Genomic DNA, 15,605 nt, shown 5'->3' with positions numbered 1-15,605 from the left:
GTGGTGGCCCACGAGTTCGGCCACGCCATCTTCCAGACCACTCCCGGCGGCGCCGGGTCGGGCAACGAGAACGGCGGCATCAACGAGGGCACCGGCGACATCTTCGGCGCGCTGACCGAGGCCTACGCCAACAACCCCAACGACCCGCCGGACTACCTGGTGGGCGAGGAGGTCGACCTGGTCGGCCAGGGCCCGATCCGCAACATGTACAACCCCAGCGCGCTGGGCGACCCCAACTGCTACTCCTCCTCCATCCCCAACACCGAGGTGCACTCGGCGGCCGGGCCGCTCAACCACTGGTTCTACCTGCTGGCCGAGGGCAACAACCCCGGCGGTGGCAAGCCCTCCAGCCCGATCTGCTCCGGCGGGCCGTCCTCGGTGACCGGCATCAGCATCCAAAAGGCCGGCAAGATCTACATGGGCGCCCTCAACCGCAAGACGTCCTCCTGGCGTTACGCCAACATCCGGTCGGCCTCGGTGGCCGCGGCCATCGAGCTGTACGGGGCCAACAGCGCCGAGTGCAACAGCACCAAGGCCGCCTGGAGCGCCGTCAGCGTCGCCGCCGCCTCCGGCGAGCCGGCCTGCGGCACCGCTCAGCCGGACTTCTCGCTCACGCTGAACCCGTCCTCCGGCAGCGCCCAGCCGGGCGGCACCGCCACCACCACGGTCAACACCCAGACGACCTCGGGCAGCGCCCAGACCGTCAACCTGACCGCCTCCGGACTGCCCAGCGGCACCACCGCCAGCTTCAACCCGGCCTCGGTGACCTCGGGCAACTCCTCCACGCTCACCCTGTCCGTCGGCGCCTCCACGGCCCAGGGCACCTACCCGATCACCATCACGGGCACCGGCTCGACCACGCACACCGCGACCTACACCCTCACGGTCGGCACCGGCGGCCCCGGCGGCCAGGACCCGCCTGACGTCAGCGTCGCCAACGTCAAGACGCACCTGGCGCAGCTCCAGAGCATCGCCACCGCGAACGGCGGCACCCGCAGGTCCACCGGCCAGGGCTACCTGCAGTCGGTCTCCTACGTCGAGCAGAAGCTCCAGGCGGCCGGGTACACCGTGACCCGCCAGGCCTGCAGCGTCTCCTACTGCACCAGCGGCGCCGGCCCCAACCTGATCGCCGACTGGCCCGGCGGCGACGCCAACCAGGTCATCATGTCCGGCGCCCACCTGGACAGCGTGGCCGCGGGACCGGGCATCAACGACAACGGCTCCGGCTCGGCCACCCTCCTGGAGGTCGCGCTGACCCTGGCCCAGAAGAACCCCACGCTCACCAAGCACGTGCGGTTCGGCTGGTGGACCGACGAGGAGCAGGGCCTGAACGGCTCCGAGGCCTACGTCGCCTCGCTCAGCTCGACCGAGCGGTCGAAGATCAAGGTCTACTACAACTACGACATGGTCGGCTCGCCCAACGGTGGCTACTTCATCAACAACATCACCACCACCGGCGCGTCCTACCTGAAGGAGTTCTACGACAAGCTGAACCTGCAGCCCGAGGAGAACACCGAGGGCGCCAACCGGTCCGACGACGCCTCCTTCCGCAACGCCGGCATCGCCAGCTCGGGCGTGGCGGCGGGCGCGAGCGCCATCAAGACCTCGGCGCAGGCGACCAAGTGGGGCGGCACGGCCAACCGGGCCTACGACTCCTGCTACCACTCCTCCTGCGACACCACCTCCAACATCAACGACACCGTCCTCGACCGGGCGGCGGACGCCGCGGCGTACGCCATCTGGAAGCAGGCGGTCGGCGGCACCACCCAGCCGCGTGACTTCTCGCTCTCCGCCAACCCCGGCTCGGGCACGGTGCAGGCCGGCTCCACCGCCACCACGACGATCGGCTCGACCACCACGAACGGGACCGCCCAGACGGTGAACCTGTCCGCGAGCGGCCTGCCGACCGGCGCCACGGCCTCGTTCAACCCGGCCAGCATCACGTCGGGCGGCTCGTCCAGCCTGTCGATCGCGACCTCGCCCACCACCCCGGCGGGCAGCTACCCGATCACCGTGACCGGCACCGGCGAGACGACGACGCACACCACGACGTACACGCTGACCGTCCAGGGCACCTCGGGCAACCGGACGTTCACCAACGACACCGACTACCAGATCAGGGACTACGCCAACACCCAGAGCTCGATCACGTCCACGGCGACGGGCACCGCGGCCTCCCCGGTCAAGGTGTCCATCACGATCAGCCACACCTGCGCCGAGGACCTCGACATCTGGCTCCGCGGCCCGAGCGGCACCTGGTACGTGGTCGACGCCTACGGCGGCACCACCTGCACGCAGTACGGCACCAGGACCTTCTCGATCCCGGTCAGCCAGCAGGCCGCCGGCACCTGGACGCTCGACATCGAGGACGTCTACGCCGGTGACACCGGATTCCTGGACTCCTGGAGCATCACGGTCTAACCATCGGAATCAGGAGTAGCGAGCCCCGGCCGGTCATCCGGCCGGGGCTCCTTCACGTCGTTGCGGGTGCGCACGCCGAGCTTCTGCAGCACCCGCGCGACGTGCGTGTCCACCGTCCGCCGGGACAGGAACAGCACCTCGGCGATCTCCCTGTTCGTCCGGCCCAGCGCGACCAGCCTGGCCACCTCGGCCTCCCGCGGCGACAACACCCCGCTGCGGCCCTTCCTGCCCCGGCGCGGCGCGCTGCCCGGCCCGATCTCGCGCAGCAGGTGGCGGCAGCGGGCGGCGTCGTGGGTCGCGCCCAGGCCGGCGTACCGCTCGCAGGCGTCCGCGATCAGGTCGGCGGCCCGTGCCCGGTCGCCCGTCGCCAGCCGGGCCGCCGCCTCGGACTCGGCCGTCCTGGCCACGCTGTAGGGCCTCGGCATCGCCTCGTACGCGGCCCGCGCCCTGGCGAAACACCTGGCCGCCTCCTCGTACGCGCCCCGGTCCAGGGCCAGCGAGCCGGCCGCCGCGTCGAGGCCGGCGTGCGCGGAGGGGGCGTCGCGGCCCTCGATGCCCGCCGCGAACTCGGCCACCAGGTCCTCGGCCTCCTCCGCCCGTCCGGCCTTCAGCAGCGCCGCCACGGCCGGCGGCACGAGCTGGTCGCCCCACACCCACATGCCCTTGCGTCGCAGCCTGGCCACCGCCCGCTCGGCCTCGGCCAGCGCCTCGTGCGGGCAGTCGCGGGTCAGGTGCAGCTCGATCAGGCCGCCGGAGGCCACGGCGGCGACCGGCAGGAACCCCGACTCAAGGTCGTTGACCCCCGCCGCCACCAGGTGCTCGGCGGCCTCCTCCCACTCGCCCCTGGCCAGGGCAAGCATGCCCAGCGCGAGCCGGGCGTCCACGGCCAGCAGCGGCGCCTCGGCCGTCATCTCGACCGCCGCGACGGCCCGCTCCCGCAGGCCCTCCCAGCGGCCGGTGAGCAGGGCGAGCCGGATCGAGGACATCTCCACCAGGAACACCGGGTACTGGGCGCCCGTCTCCTCGGCGATGCGCCTGCTCTGGTCGGCGAAGCGCTCGGCCGCCGCGTAGTGGCCGAGCGCGATGGCCGCCTCGAACAGGTTGGAGTAGCCGCGTGCCACCTGCCGGCGCACCGCCGCGGACGGGTCGTTCGCGGGCAGCGTCGCGGCCAGGTCGAAGGCGTCCGGCGAGCCGAGCATCATGGCCAGGCTGATCTTGTTGGCGTGCACGGCGGCGGTCAGCTCGGGATCCTGGTCCTCGACCGTGGCCAGCAGCTTCTCCGCCTGGTTCATCCACTCCTCGTGCACGGCCAGCGGCTCGTCGCCCCAGGCGGGCATCGCCAGCAGCGCGAGCCCGCGCGCGGCCAGGCTCGGCCGGTCGTGCAGGTCGGGCAGGGCCAGCAGGATCTCCTGGCGGCCGGCGGCGACCAGGCCCGCCTGGTTGGACAGCAGCACGCCCAGGTTGAGCCGGGCGGCGCCGCGTACGTGCCGGGACAGGAAGTCCTCGGCCAGCAGGTGACGCAGCGAGCGCACCACCCGCCGGTAGGAGAGCCCGATCGCGGCCACCCGGCTGAGCCGCAGCGCGAGCGGGCCGCGCGCGTCGTGCGGCAGCTTCGGGTCGGCCAGCATGCCGGCCAGCACCTCGACGGCGAGCGGGATGTCGCCCATGGCGGCGGCCTGGTCGGCCGCCGCCGGCCCGTGCCGCTGCCAGGACTCGAAGTCGCCCGCGCGCCTGGCGTGGTAGGCGAGCTGGACGAGCGGCGGCGGTTCGAGTGCGGACAATGCGGTCACCGCCCGCTGGTGGGTGAGCCGCCGGTCGGGGCCGGGGATCGCGTCGTAGACGGCCTGCTGGGCGAGGGCGTGGCGGAAGCCGTACTGGCCGTCGTGCTGTTCGAGCAGCACGCCCGCCTTGAGCGCCTGGCTCAGCCCGTCGCCGAGGGGGTGGCCGGAGACGGCGGCGATGAGCTGCTCGTCGGCGGGCAGCCCGAGCACGGCGGCGGCGTGCACGGCGTGCAGCGCGGCCGGCGTGAGCCCGGTGAGCTGCTCGGTCATCGCCTCGCGCAGCAGCAGCGGCACCGCCATGCGCTCCAGGACCTCCGGCTCCTCCTCGCCGCCGAGTAGCTGGCCCTCGTCGTCGAGCAACGAGCGCACCACCTCCTCGATCACGAACGGCACCCCCGCCGTGCGGTCGTGCAGCTTCGTGACGAAGTCGGAGGTCAGCGTCGAACGGCCGAGCAGCGCCCCGGTCAGCCGGCGCACCCCCTCGACGTCCAGCGGCGTCAGCGAGATCACCTCGCTGCGCACCCCCGGCGGACGCCGGTACGCCCGCCCGAACGGCAGCCCCGGCACCGGCAGGCCCTCCCGGCGGAACGTCACCACCAGCGCGAGCCCCGCCGGCGGCTGGTCGGTGAGGAAGCGCAGCAGGTCACGGGTGCCGTCGTCGGCCCAGTGGAGGTCCTCGATCACCAGCACCGCCGGGCCCGCCGCGGCCAGCAGCGCGTGCACCGCGCGGAACAGGCGGTGGCGCTCGGCGCGCGGGTCGTCCAGCGGGGGCGGCGACGGCACCGGCGGCAGGTGCCCGGCCAGCTCCGGCAAATAGCCGCGCAGGGCGCCGGTGACCGGGTTGAGCGTGCCCGTCTCCGGCAGCGCGCACCCGACGTGCCGCAGCGCATCGAACACCGGGCCGTACGGGAACGGCTCGCGGATCTGGTGGCAATGGCCGATCAGGACGGTGCGTTCGCCGTCGGGCAACAGGTCGAGCGCGGCCCTGACCAGCCGGGTCTTCCCGATCCCCGCCTCGCCCTGCACGAGGATGACGGCCGGAGGGCCGGTGATGGCGTCGACGAGTGAGCGTAACTGGGCGTCACGCCCGATCAACCCAGGAGAAGCCAGGCTTGTCATCGGGGTCTCCGTAACAGTGCAGGTTTACTCCCCCTGTCGGAATACTGTTATCCATCACGGGTCAGCGCGGGTCAACCCTCTGTTTTCCGGTCAAATGCCGTGCCCTTGGTGGCGCCGGTGATCCCGGCGCCCTCGGCCGCCCCGTCCCGCGCGGGCGGCGCCTCAGGGGGCGACGGTGGTCCTGCCGTCGCCCGCCGGGGCGGGTTCGGCCAGGTCCACGCTGTCGCGGAGCTTGGCCGGCTTGAGGAACAGGGTGGCGATCACGCCGATCACCGCGATGCCCGCCGAGATCAGGAAGATGTGCCCGGTGGCGTCGCCGTACGCGGCCCTGACGATGCCCTTGAACGGCTCGGGCAGCGCCGCGATGTTGAGCGTGCTCCTGCCGCCCGCGGCCGCCTTGGCCGGGTCGATGCCCGCCTTGGCCAGCCCTTCGGCGATGCCGGTCGCGACCTGGTTGGCCAGCACCGCGCCGAGCACCGACACGCCCACCGTGCCGCCCAGCGACCGGAAGAACGTCACGGCCCCGCTGGCTGCGCCCAGCTCGCGCAGCGGCACGGTGTTCTGGATCGCGAGGACGAGGTTCTGCATCGACATGCCGACGCCCGCGCCGACCAGCACCATCGCACCGGCGATGAGCACGAGCGAGGTCTGGTGGTCCATCGTGGACAACACCAGGAACCCGACGGTCAGCACGACCGCCCCGGTCACGATGTACGGCTTGACGTTCCCGCTCCTCGACACCATGCGCCCGGAGATCGCCGAGGACAGCAGCACGCCGAGCATCATCGGGATCGTCAGCAGCCCCGCCTCGGTCGGGCTGTAGCCGCGGCCGATCTGGAAGTACTGGCCGAGGAAGACCGAGCCGCCGAACATCGCCATGCCCACCGCGAGGCTCGCCAGGATGGCCAGCGCCGGCGTCCGGCGGCGGATGACGTGCAGCGGCACGACCGGCTCCTTGACCACGGTCTCCACCCAGGTCGCGACCGCCAGGACGGCGACGCCGCCGAGCACCATCGCGGCCGTCTGCCAGGACAGCCAGTCGAAGGAGTTGCCGACGAAGGTCACCCAGATGAGCAGCACGCTCACGCCGGCCGCGATCAGCGTGGCGCCGACGTAGTCGACCTTGACGCCCTCGCGGCGCACGTGGGTCACCCGCAGGGTCTTCTGCAGCAGCAGGAAGGCGACCACGGTGAACGGCGCCGCCACGAAGAAGCACCAGCGCCAGCCGAGCCAGGAGGTGTCCGCGATCAGGCCGCCGAGCAGCGGCCCGGCCACGGTCGCGACGGCCATGACGCCGCCGAGGTAGCCGTTGTACTTGCCCCGGTCCTTGGGGCTGATCATCGCCGCGATGATCACCTGGACCAGGACCTGCAGCGCGCCCATGCCGAGGCCCTGCAGGGCGCGGAAGGCGATGAGCTGGCCGGTGTCCTGGGCGAAGCCGCAGGCCACCGAGCTGACCATGAAGATCACGATGGAGATCTGCAGCAGCAGCTTCTTGCTGAACAGGTCGGCCAGCTTGCCCCAGATCGGGGTGGAGGCCGTGGACGCCAGCAACGAGGCGGTGATCACCCAGGTGTACTGCGACTGCGTGCCGTTCAGCGCGCCGATGATCTGCGGCAGCGCGACCGACACGATCGTGCCGCTGATCATCGCCACGAACAGGACGAGCAGCAGCCCGCTCAGGGCCTCCATGATCTGCCGATGGCTCATCTGGCCCGGCGGCGCGGCCGGGACGGTCGGTGCGCTCATGCGCGGCCTCCTCCTACGTTAAAACAATGCCCAATGGGAAAGTTTGCCCGCTGAGCATATATTCCCGGACGGTAGGCTTGGCGCATCATGGACAGCACCGGCGGGCTGCGCGAGCGCAAGAAGGCCGAGACGCGGCAGGCCGTGCACGAGGCGGCCATGCGGCTGGTCGGGGAGCACGGCCTCGACGCCGTCACGGTGGAGACCATCGCCGACGCCGCGAACATCTCGCGCCGCACGTTCTCCAACTACTTCGCCGGCAAGGAGGACGCCGTCCTCTACGGCGAGGAGCAGCGCATCCGCGACCTGGTCGAGAAGGTGCGCGCCCAGCCGGCCGGCCGTACCGCCTGGCAGGCGCTCTGCGGGGCGATCGACGACGTGTTCGAGGAGGTGGGGGAGCCGGCGCGGGAGTGGGCCGTGCGCGCCCGCCTGGCCAAGCGGCACCCGTCGTTGCTGGCCCGGCAACTGGCCAACCACGCGGCGCTGGAGCGCGACCTGGTCCAGGCGATCTCCGAGCGGGAGAGCCCGGTGCGTCCCCAGGTGATGGCGGCCGGGTTCCTCACGGCGTTGCGGCTCGGGTCGCACCTGTGGGTCGAGGAGCGTCAGTCGCGCTCGTTGCGGGAGGTCATGGCCGAGATGCTCGACGAGATGTCCCGACCGTTCAGCTGACCGCCCGCGTCCCGATGGGGGAACGCGGGCGGGAGTGGGAGCAGGGAACGGGGGGCGGCGTCAGGAGCAGGTGGTGTTCGCGGGGGTGGCGGCCGTGCCGTTGGCGGTGAAGCCGATCACCACCGACGCGCGCGGCGCCAGGTTCCGCGCCCAGTCGGGCCCCTTGGCGGTCCAGGTGGTGCCCGAGACCGTCACCACCGCGTTCCAGGCGTTGTTCAGGGTGACGCCCGAGGGCAGCGTCCAGGTCGCGGTCCAGGCGTTGATCGGGGACGTCCCGGTGTTCTTCACCGTCACCTCGCCCTGGAAGCCGCCCTGCCAGGCGTTGGTCTGCTTGTAGCCGACCGTGCACTGCCCCGGCGGGGTCGCCGTCGGCGACGTCGTGGGGTTGCTCCCGCCCCCGGCCGGCGGGATCAGGTACGGCTGGAGGATGTCCTGCTTGGCCTGGTTGATGGTGGTCCAGTCGTCATTGGCGATGCCGCCGGTGTCGCCCGAGTTCGGGTTCCACGACCAGTACGTGAACGACATGCCGTTCACCCCGGTGCCGGTGTACTTCATGAGCTCCTGGAGCCAGACCTTGTCGACGTTCGAGGCCAGCGTGGTGCCGAACTCGCCCATCATGATCGGCGCGATGTTCTGCCGGTACAGGTATCCCCAGTACTTGTCCCAGATGGCGGGCATGTTGGCGGGGTAGTCGGGGGCGTCGAACCAGGTCTGGTGGTAGACCGAGGTGGCGTACTCGTGCGGTGAGTAGACCAGGCGGTTCGCGACATTGAGCCGTACCGGGTACTGGCCGGCCTTCGACAGGTTGCCGCCCCACCAGCCGCAGTCCTCGTCGTTGCTGGGATCGTTGTCCCAGACGTTCGACAGGCCGCCGCTCGGGCAGCTCACGCCCTCGACGAAGATCAGCCAGTTGGGGTTCACGCCCAGGACCGCGTTGCCCGCCCGTTCGGCCGCCAGGCGCCAGTCGCGGGCCTGGTCGCCGCAGCCCCAGCAGGCGCCGGTCGCGTTGGGGTTGGTGCCCTCGGCGTGCGGCTCGTTGTGCAGGTCGGCGCCGATGACCGTGGGGTTGTTCGCGTAGTGCTGGGCCAGGGTCTTCCAGTCGTTGATCCAGGTGCTCTCGGGGGTGGTGCTGACGTACCAGAGCGGGGACTGGCCGGCCGCGGTCGGGCGGTGGCGGTCGAGGATGATCCGCATGCCCTTGACGCCCGCGTAGTCCACGACCTTGTCGAGGATCTGCATGGGGGACAGGCCGACCAGGTCGGGGTTGACGTAGTCGTTGATCCCGGTGGCGGTGGCCCCCGGCTTGAGCGCGTCGTTGGAGTACGGCACCCGCAGCGTGTTGTAGCCCAGCGCGGCCATCTTGTCGATCTGGCTCTTCCAGGGGTTGCTCGACCACAGACCATGGAAGGTCTTGTTGTCCGTTTCCATCCCGAACCAGTTGATCCCGGTCAGCCGCACGGTCGCGCCGGTGCTGTCGAGGATCTTGTTGCCGCTGGTGTGCAGGTAGCCGGTCCCTGTTCCGGTCGCCGCGCCCGCCGGGGTGGTGGTCAGCGCGACGGCGACAGCCGCTCCGGCCACCACCGTGGCCAGGGCGGTCAGTGCCGCCTTCGAGGTCTGCATGGGGTGCCCTTTCCGCGAGGGGGAACGCGGCGTCATGCTCGGCCGCCGCGTTCGGGCACGTCAATGCGAGCACCCCGGTCAACCCCTTTGACCTGCGCGAACGCCTGAAACTTTCATGCCCTGGTAGTGCCAGGTGGAGTACGGGTCCTCGCGGCCGCGCCAATGTGCCCGGACGCGTACGTCACTTGAATGGCGGGCATGACGATCACGCGCATGACCATCCCCGGGCGCTGGGTGGAGGGCGCCGGGCTGGTGCTCGCACCGGCGCTGCTGCTCGCCGGCGTCCTCGTCCGCCTCGGCGCCGACGACTTCTTCCCCGGCCAGCTCGCCGCCTACGCCGCCGACCCGGGCCGCATGGCCCTGTCCTACAGCCTGTACGCCGCGGGCGCCGTGCTGCTGTGGCCGGCGGTGACCGCGCTCGGCCGGGTGATCGCCGCCACCCGTCCGGTTCTGGCCGGGTGGGGCGTGACGCTGGCGGTGCTGGGGCTGTTCGGCAGGGTGTTCCACGCCGGGGTGAGCCATCTGGCGTTCCAGCTGGTGGACGCGCTGGGCCCGGAGGCGGCCGAACAGGTCGTCGCCGGCACGTACGGGGCCTTCCACGTGTTCAAGGCGGTCAACGTCTGCATCATGGGCGGCTGGGTCGTGCTGGCCGTCGGCGCCTTCCGTGCCCGGGCCTTCGGGGACGGGCCGGTCGGCGTGGCCAGGTGCGTCGCGCTGGCGCTGGCGGCCGGGCTGCCGCTCGGCGTGCTCAAGGGCAGCAGCGACCCGGTCTCGCTGGCCGCGCTGGCCGGGCTCGCCGTCGCGCTGGTGCCCATGGGCGTCGCGGTGCTCCGGACGGGCCCCGCGCCCCGCTGGTGGGCGCTCGTCCTCACGCTGGCGCTGGTCCCGGTGGCGTTCCTCGTGGGGATGGCGGGCTGACTCCTCTATAGTTGACATCAACTAGCCGACAATGGATAGTTGATATCAACTAAAGGGGACTCCGATGGAGAAGCGCCGCAAGGTGGCCAACCCGCTCGCGCTGGCGGTGCTGGCGTTCCTGCTGGTCGAGCCCATGCACCCGTACGAGCTGGGCCGTCGCCTGCAGGAGACGGACAAGGACAAGAGCTTCAAGTACAACCGCGGCTCGCTCTACATGGTCGTCAAGCAGCTCGCCAAGGCGGGGTTCATCGTCGAGCGGGAGACCGTCCGCGACACCGAGCGGCCCGAGCGCACGCTCTACGAGCTCACCGGCGAGGGCCGCGAGGAGCTCTACGACTGGCTGCGCGAGCTGGTCTCGACGCCGCAGGAGGACTATCCGCACTTCGGCGTCGCGTTGTCGCTGATCAGCGTGCTCGACCCGGCCGAGGCCGTCGGGCTGCTGGAGCGCCGCGCGGCGGCGATGACCGCCCAGCGGGCCGAGCTCGCCCGGACCGCCGACGCCGCCCGCGCGGGCGGCGTGGCCTGGGTGTTCCTCGTGGAGGACGACTACCGCCTCGCGGTGCTCGACGCCGAGCTGGCCTTCGTCGCCCGCCTCATCGAGTCCCTCAGCGCACCTGACTACGCCAGGACCTGGCACGAGATGTTCGGGAGTCGGCAATGACAGCAGTGAGCACGGCAGTGAGCACGGCATTGGTGATCGGCGGGGGCATCGCCGGCCCCGTCACCGCGATGGCGCTGCGCCGCGCGGGGATCGAGGCGACCCTGTACGAGGCGTACGACCGCGGCGCGGAGGGCGTCGGCGGCACGCTCACGATCGCCCCGAACGGGCTCGCGGCGCTGCGGGCCGTCGGCGCGGAGGAGGCCGTCCGGGCGGTCGGCCAGCCGGTGGCGCACACGGTCGTCCGCGACGGCGCGGGCAGGCGCATCGGCGAGCTGGCCGGCCTGCCCGACCTGCCGCCCAGCCAGGCGATGTGGCGCTCGCAGCTCTACGGCGCGGTCCGCGACCGGGCCCTGGCCGCCGGCATCCGCACCGAGTACGGCCGGCGCCTGGTCGGCGTCGATGAGCACCCGGGCGGCGTCACCGCGCGCTTCGCCGACGGCGGCAGCGCGAGCGCCGACATCCTGGTCGGGGCCGACGGCATCCGTTCCGTGGTCCGGTCCCTGATCGACCCGGCCGCGCCGGGGCCGCGCCACGTGCCCCTGCTGAACTTCGGCGGCCTGGCCGACGTCGCCGTGCCGGCCGGGAGGCAGGCGTCCTACTTCGTGTTCGGGCGGCGGGCGTTCCTCGGCTACTGGGTGCAGCCCGACGGGCGCACGGCCTGGTTCTGCAACGTCCCGCACGCCGAGCCGACGACGTCCGCGCAGGCGCGCCGGGTGCCGGCCGCGGAGTGGCTGAGCCGCCTGGGCGAGCTCTTCGCGGGTGAGGAGCCGGGGCGGGAGCTGGTGCGGCACACGTCCCCCGAGAACCTGGTGGCGCTCGGCACGGTGGAGATCATGCCGAGCGTCCCGCACTGGCACCGCGGCAGGATGGTGCTGGTGGGCGACTCGGTGCACGCGCCCTCGCCCAGCTCGGGGCAGGGGGCCTCGCTGGCCGCCGAGAGCGCCGTCCAGCTCGCCCGCTGCCTGCGCGACCTGCCCGGCGTGCCCGCCGCGTTCGACGCCTACGTACGGCTGCGCCGCGACCGCGTCGAGCGGGTCGCCGCCCGCGCCTCCCGGACGAACAGCAGCAAGACCCTCGGGCCCTTCGCCGTCACGATGATGCGGCTGATGATGCCGCTGGCCACCCGGACGTTCCTCGCCCCCGAACGCGCCCTCGGCCCCGAGCAGCGCCACCACGTCGACTGGGACGAGCCGGTGACGGCCTAGGAAGCGGTCAGCAGCTTGACGATCGCCACCACCCCGATGCAGACGACCGCACCGCGCAACACCGGCGCGGGCAGCCGGCGTCCCACCCGCGCCCCCAGGAACCCGCCGACCGTCGAGCCGAGCGCCACCAGCAGCACGGCCCACCAGTCGACGTCGGCCACCAGCGTGTACAGGACGGCGGCCGTGGCGTTGACCACGAGCGACAACACGTTCTTGGCGGCGTTGACGCGCTGCAGCTCCTCGTCGAGGAAGATGCCGAGCAGCCCGATGAGCAGCACGCCCTGCGCCGCGCCGAAGTAGCCGCCGTACGCCCCGGCGGCCAGCACGCCCAGCCACAACCAGGGCCCGCCGTGCGCCTGACGCGGACGGCTGGCCAGCAGCCGGCTGATCCTCGGCTGGGCCAGGACCAGCACGCACGACAACCCGATCAGCACCGTCACGACCGCCGTGAACGTGCGCTCCGGCAGGTTGAGCAGCAGCAGCCCGCCGATCAGCGAGCCCAGCGCGGAGGCCGAGGCCAGCCGGAGCAGGCGGCCGCGCTGACCCTTGAGCTCGGCGCGGTAGCCGAGGACGCCGGTCACGCCGCCGGGCACCAGGCCGATGTTGTTCGAGACGTTGGCGGTGACCGGCGGCAGGCCGACGGCCAGCAGCGTCGGGAACGTGATCAGCGACCCGGAGCCGACGACGGCGTTGATGCCTCCCGCTCCGACGCCCGCCGCGAAGACCGCGGCCATCTCCCAAGGTGTCATGGCGGGTGACTCTAGTGCGTGGCCCTGGTGCGCTCGCTGGTCAGGTGGGGGTCAGCGGGTGAGGGTGCCCGCGCGGACCAGCCAGTCGACCGCCTCGGCCACCGCCTCCAGCGAGGTGTGCCGGGGGCGGTGGCCGAGCAGCCGCGCGGCCTTCTCCATGCTGCAGTGGGGGCTGTGCGCGATGTGGTCGTAGGTGACGCGGGCGTGGTGCTCCGGCACGGTCTCCCGCCACTGCTCCCACGGCAGGTACGACAGCCGCGCCTCCCGGCCGGACCAGCCCGCCACCGCCTCGGCGTAGCCGCGCAGCGTCAGCGCGGTCACGGCCACCGAGTGGAAGCTCTCGCCCCTGGCGGCGGCCGGGTTGTTCATGGCGTCCACGAACAGCCGGGCGACGTCGTCGGCGTGGACGTGCTGCACGGTCTCCATGCCCAGGTTGGGCAGCCGCACCTCCTCGCCGTCGGCCAGGGCCTGGAACACGGCCGGGTCGAGGTTGCCGGCCGGGTTGACCGGGATCCAGCCCGGACCGGTGATGTGCCCGGGATGGACGATCGTGGCCGGGAAGCCCTCCCGCGCGGCCAGGTCGAGCAGGTACGCCTCGATCGCGGCCTTCTGCCGGCCGTACTCGCCGATGGGCCGCTTCGGGCGGTCTTCGGTGGTCGGGACGCGGGTGCTCGGGCCGTGCACCCAGATCGTGCCGCAGTGCAGGAACTGCCGGACCCGGCCGGCCAGCGCCCCGGCCAGGTGGCGGGCGCTCGCCTCGGTGAAGCAGATGAGGTCGACGACGACGTCCGGCTCCAGCTCGGCGATCCGCCGCCCGAACGTGCCCGCGGCCTCCTCGGCCTCCCGGTCGGCGACCACGCCGGCGACCCGCTCCCACGCGCCGTGCGGCGTGTACGGCTCCCGCTTGCCCCGGCTCACCGTGACCACGTCGTGGCCCGCGTCCACCAGGCGCGGGACCAGATAGGTGCCGATGTGCCCACTCGCCCCGATCACCACTACGCGCATGCACCCACCCTAGACCGGCTCGAACCGGCCCCCCGATCGCCGTGCCCGGCGGCGATCAGGCAGGCCGCCCGATCGCCAGGTCGGGGGCGTTCAGGCAGGCCGCCCGATCGCCAGGTCCAACGCGTGGGCCGGGTCCTGGCCCGGCGACGGGCGCCAGGCCACGTGCTGGTCGGGGCGGACCAGGGCCAGCGTGCCGGCCGCGTCCGGCAGGTCCACCTCCCGCAGCGGCACCCCCAGCTCGGCCGCCCGCTCCACCAGCACCTTGGCCTCCGGCGACGACAGGTCGCCCACCAGGCTGAACCCGGGCCCGAGCCGGTCGTAGAGCGACTCGCCCGGAGCGAGCCACCGGTGCGGCAGCCGCTCGCCGCACCCGCCGGCCACCACCGGCGACCCCGCGTACGTGTACCCCAGCACCAGGTCCAGGCTGTGGAACTCGCTGTCCTTGGTCCGCCGCACCGCCTCCGCGACGGCCGGGCGCACCCGCTCGAACTCGGCGTCCGACCCCATCAGCGCGGGATCGGCCAGTTCCGGCGCGAGCGTGGCCATGTTGGCGGCGGCGGCCTCGATCGTGGCCGCCGCGACCGGCCGGCGCTCGGCCTCGTAACTGGTCAGCAGGGCCGCCGGGGCCCATCCGTTCAGTACGGCGGCCAGCTTCCAGCCGAGGTTGACCGCGTCGCCGATGCCGGTGTTGAAGCCGTGGCCGCCGTAGGGCGGGTTCTGGTGCGCGGCGTCGCCCGCCAGGAACACCCGCTCGCCGGCGTACCGGTCGGCCAGCAGCATGCGCGCGGTCCACGGGTCGGTGGCCAGGATCTCGACCTCGACGTCGGCCCCGACCAGGTTGCGGACCAGGCGCACCGGGTCGGTCCCCTCCGCCGGGACGCCCTGGGCGATGCACCACCACAGGTCCTCCAGGTCGAGCCGGCCGAGCATGCCGGGCTGGGCCGGGTTCAGCACCCAGTAGTGCACGGCGGGACCGTGCGGGACCCGCTCGGCCAGGCCGGGCGCGCGGAAGACGACGTTGAAGTTGGGCCTGGCGTCCTGGCGGCCCTCGTAGCGGGCGCCGATGGCCGGGCGCGTCACGCTGCGGGCGCCGTCGCAGCCGACGACGTACGCGGCGCGCACCTGGCGGGTGCCGCCGTCCGCGGCGGCCAGGTCGGCGGTGACGCCGTCGGCGTCCTCGCGCAGGCCGGTCACCCGCCAGCCGGTGAGCAGCGCGTCACCGGCGGCCTCGCGCAGCACCTCCTCGACGATCGGCTGCGGCACCTGCTGACCGGGTTCTGCGGCCAGGTCGGAGCCGGTCAGGTCGAGGCCGAAGCAGCCGCCGATCCTGGTGATCTCGCGGCCCAGCAGGCCGGTCGTGAACACCGCCTCGTCCGACCAGGAGACCGCGAGCGGCGCGCGGGCGCGGACCGTCTCGGCCAGCCCCCACCTGCGCAGCAGCTCCATCGACCGCGCCGACGTGGTCTTGGCGCGCGGACGCAGCCACGACACGCTCTCGCGCGGCTCGACGACCATGCTGCGCACCCCGTGATGGGCCAGCTCCACGGCCGTCGCCAGCCCGACGGGCCCGCCTCCGGCGATCAGTACCGGTATGTCGGTCTGGCGCACGCTTGCTCCCATTCGTCATGGTGATCATCGGCATACTCCAAGCGCCGCGCGTCCCACGTCAAGCTCGGGCCGAAACCGCCCGCCGGATCACCGATCGGGAACG

Annotated in this window: 11 protein-coding genes; 5 read left to right on the top strand and 6 right to left on the bottom strand. The window is 72.6% G+C overall.

The genetic code is table 11. From position 1 onward, the window contains the following. Window positions 1-2,421: M28 family peptidase (locus AB0J76_RS40810; protein ID WP_364392803.1), on the top strand; the 2,421-nt coding region annotated here is incomplete at its 5' end. Here AB0J76_RS40810 and AB0J76_RS40805 read toward each other — a convergent pair. Next, a complete protein-coding gene (locus AB0J76_RS40805; RefSeq protein ID WP_352320606.1) occupies window positions 2,418-5,321 on the bottom strand; it encodes an AAA family ATPase in 2,904 nt (967 codons plus the stop codon). The genes AB0J76_RS40810 and AB0J76_RS40805 overlap by 4 nt on opposite strands. A 162-nt stretch (window positions 5,322-5,483) precedes the next feature. Then, entirely contained in the window at window positions 5,484-7,013 is a 1,530-nt protein-coding gene (locus AB0J76_RS40800; RefSeq protein WP_352320616.1) for an MDR family MFS transporter, read from the bottom strand. Window positions 7,014-7,157: 144 nt separating this feature from the next. On the opposite strand from AB0J76_RS40800, the gene AB0J76_RS40795 reads away from it, so the two are divergent. Further along, window positions 7,158-7,736, top strand: a complete 579-nt coding sequence (locus tag AB0J76_RS40795) for a helix-turn-helix domain-containing protein (protein WP_352320604.1) — start codon at window positions 7,158-7,160, stop codon at window positions 7,734-7,736. Window positions 7,737-7,796: 60 nt separating this feature from the next. Here AB0J76_RS40795 and AB0J76_RS40790 read toward each other — a convergent pair whose 3' ends face one another. Further along, a complete protein-coding gene (locus AB0J76_RS40790) occupies window positions 7,797-9,356 on the bottom strand; it encodes a cellulase family glycosylhydrolase (RefSeq protein ID WP_352320603.1) in 1,560 nt (519 codons plus the stop codon). A 198-nt stretch (window positions 9,357-9,554) separates the two neighbouring features. Here AB0J76_RS40790 and AB0J76_RS40785 point away from each other — a divergent pair, with 198 nt between their 5' ends. The 3 genes from AB0J76_RS40785 to AB0J76_RS40775 all read left to right on the top strand — a co-directional run bounded on the left by AB0J76_RS40785 (window position 9,555) and on the right by AB0J76_RS40775 (window position 12,140). Continuing rightward, window positions 9,555-10,274 (top strand): hypothetical protein, encoded by a 720-nt coding sequence (locus AB0J76_RS40785; protein ID WP_352320601.1) that lies wholly within the window; start codon window positions 9,555-9,557, stop codon window positions 10,272-10,274. A 64-nt stretch (window positions 10,275-10,338) separates the two neighbouring features. After that, window positions 10,339-10,935 (top strand): PadR family transcriptional regulator, encoded by a 597-nt coding sequence (locus tag AB0J76_RS40780; protein ID WP_352320599.1) that lies wholly within the window; start codon window positions 10,339-10,341, stop codon window positions 10,933-10,935. 17 nt (window positions 10,936-10,952) lie between these two features. Next, window positions 10,953-12,140 (top strand): FAD-dependent monooxygenase, encoded by a 1,188-nt coding sequence (locus AB0J76_RS40775; RefSeq protein ID WP_352320597.1) that lies wholly within the window; start codon window positions 10,953-10,955, stop codon window positions 12,138-12,140. On the opposite strand, the gene AB0J76_RS40770 is transcribed toward AB0J76_RS40775, so the two are convergent. The 3 genes from AB0J76_RS40770 to AB0J76_RS40760 form a co-directional block, all read right to left on the bottom strand. Next, the gene (locus AB0J76_RS40770; protein ID WP_352320596.1) at window positions 12,137-12,889 is read right to left on the bottom strand and encodes a sulfite exporter TauE/SafE family protein; all 753 of its coding nucleotides are present in this window, start codon (window positions 12,887-12,889) and stop codon (window positions 12,137-12,139) included. The genes AB0J76_RS40775 and AB0J76_RS40770 overlap by 4 nt on opposite strands. A 51-nt stretch (window positions 12,890-12,940) precedes the next feature. Next, the gene (locus AB0J76_RS40765) at window positions 12,941-13,894 is read right to left on the bottom strand and encodes an NAD-dependent epimerase/dehydratase family protein (protein WP_352320594.1); all 954 of its coding nucleotides are present in this window, start codon (window positions 13,892-13,894) and stop codon (window positions 12,941-12,943) included. 90 nt (window positions 13,895-13,984) lie between these two features. Beyond that, window positions 13,985-15,502, bottom strand: coding sequence for an FAD-dependent monooxygenase (locus AB0J76_RS40760; RefSeq protein WP_352320592.1), 1,518 nt, complete (start codon window positions 15,500-15,502; stop codon window positions 13,985-13,987). Between the last annotated feature and the right edge of the window lie 103 nt (window positions 15,503-15,605).

Source organism: Nonomuraea sp. NPDC049624 (genome assembly GCF_040675255.1).
GTDB lineage: Bacteria > Actinomycetota > Actinomycetes > Streptosporangiales > Streptosporangiaceae > Nonomuraea.
The sequence above is the reverse complement of the archived record's forward strand: the minus strand, read 5'-3'. Positions and strand labels throughout refer to the sequence as shown.

Bases quoted from the DNA above. Each gene is read 5' to 3' on its own strand.
- AB0J76_RS40805 (WP_352320606.1), bottom strand. From the start codon at position 5,321: ATGACAAGCCTGGCTTCTCCTGGGTTGATCGGGCGTGACGCCCAGTTA.
- AB0J76_RS40800 (WP_352320616.1), bottom strand. From the start codon at position 7,013: ATGGAGGCCCTGAGCGGGCTGCTGCTCGTCCTGTTCGTGGCGATGATC.
- AB0J76_RS40795 (WP_352320604.1), top strand. From the start codon at position 7,158: ATGGACAGCACCGGCGGGCTGCGCGAGCGCAAGAAGGCCGAGACGCGG.
- AB0J76_RS40790 (WP_352320603.1), bottom strand. From the start codon at position 9,356: ATGCAGACCTCGAAGGCGGCACTGACCGCCCTGGCCACGGTGGTGGCC.
- AB0J76_RS40785 (WP_352320601.1), top strand. From the start codon at position 9,555: ATGACGATCACGCGCATGACCATCCCCGGGCGCTGGGTGGAGGGCGCC.
- AB0J76_RS40780 (WP_352320599.1), top strand. From the start codon at position 10,339: ATGGAGAAGCGCCGCAAGGTGGCCAACCCGCTCGCGCTGGCGGTGCTG.
- AB0J76_RS40770 (WP_352320596.1), bottom strand. From the start codon at position 12,889: ATGACACCTTGGGAGATGGCCGCGGTCTTCGCGGCGGGCGTCGGAGCG.
- AB0J76_RS40765 (WP_352320594.1), bottom strand. From the start codon at position 13,894: ATGCGCGTAGTGGTGATCGGGGCGAGTGGGCACATCGGCACCTATCTG.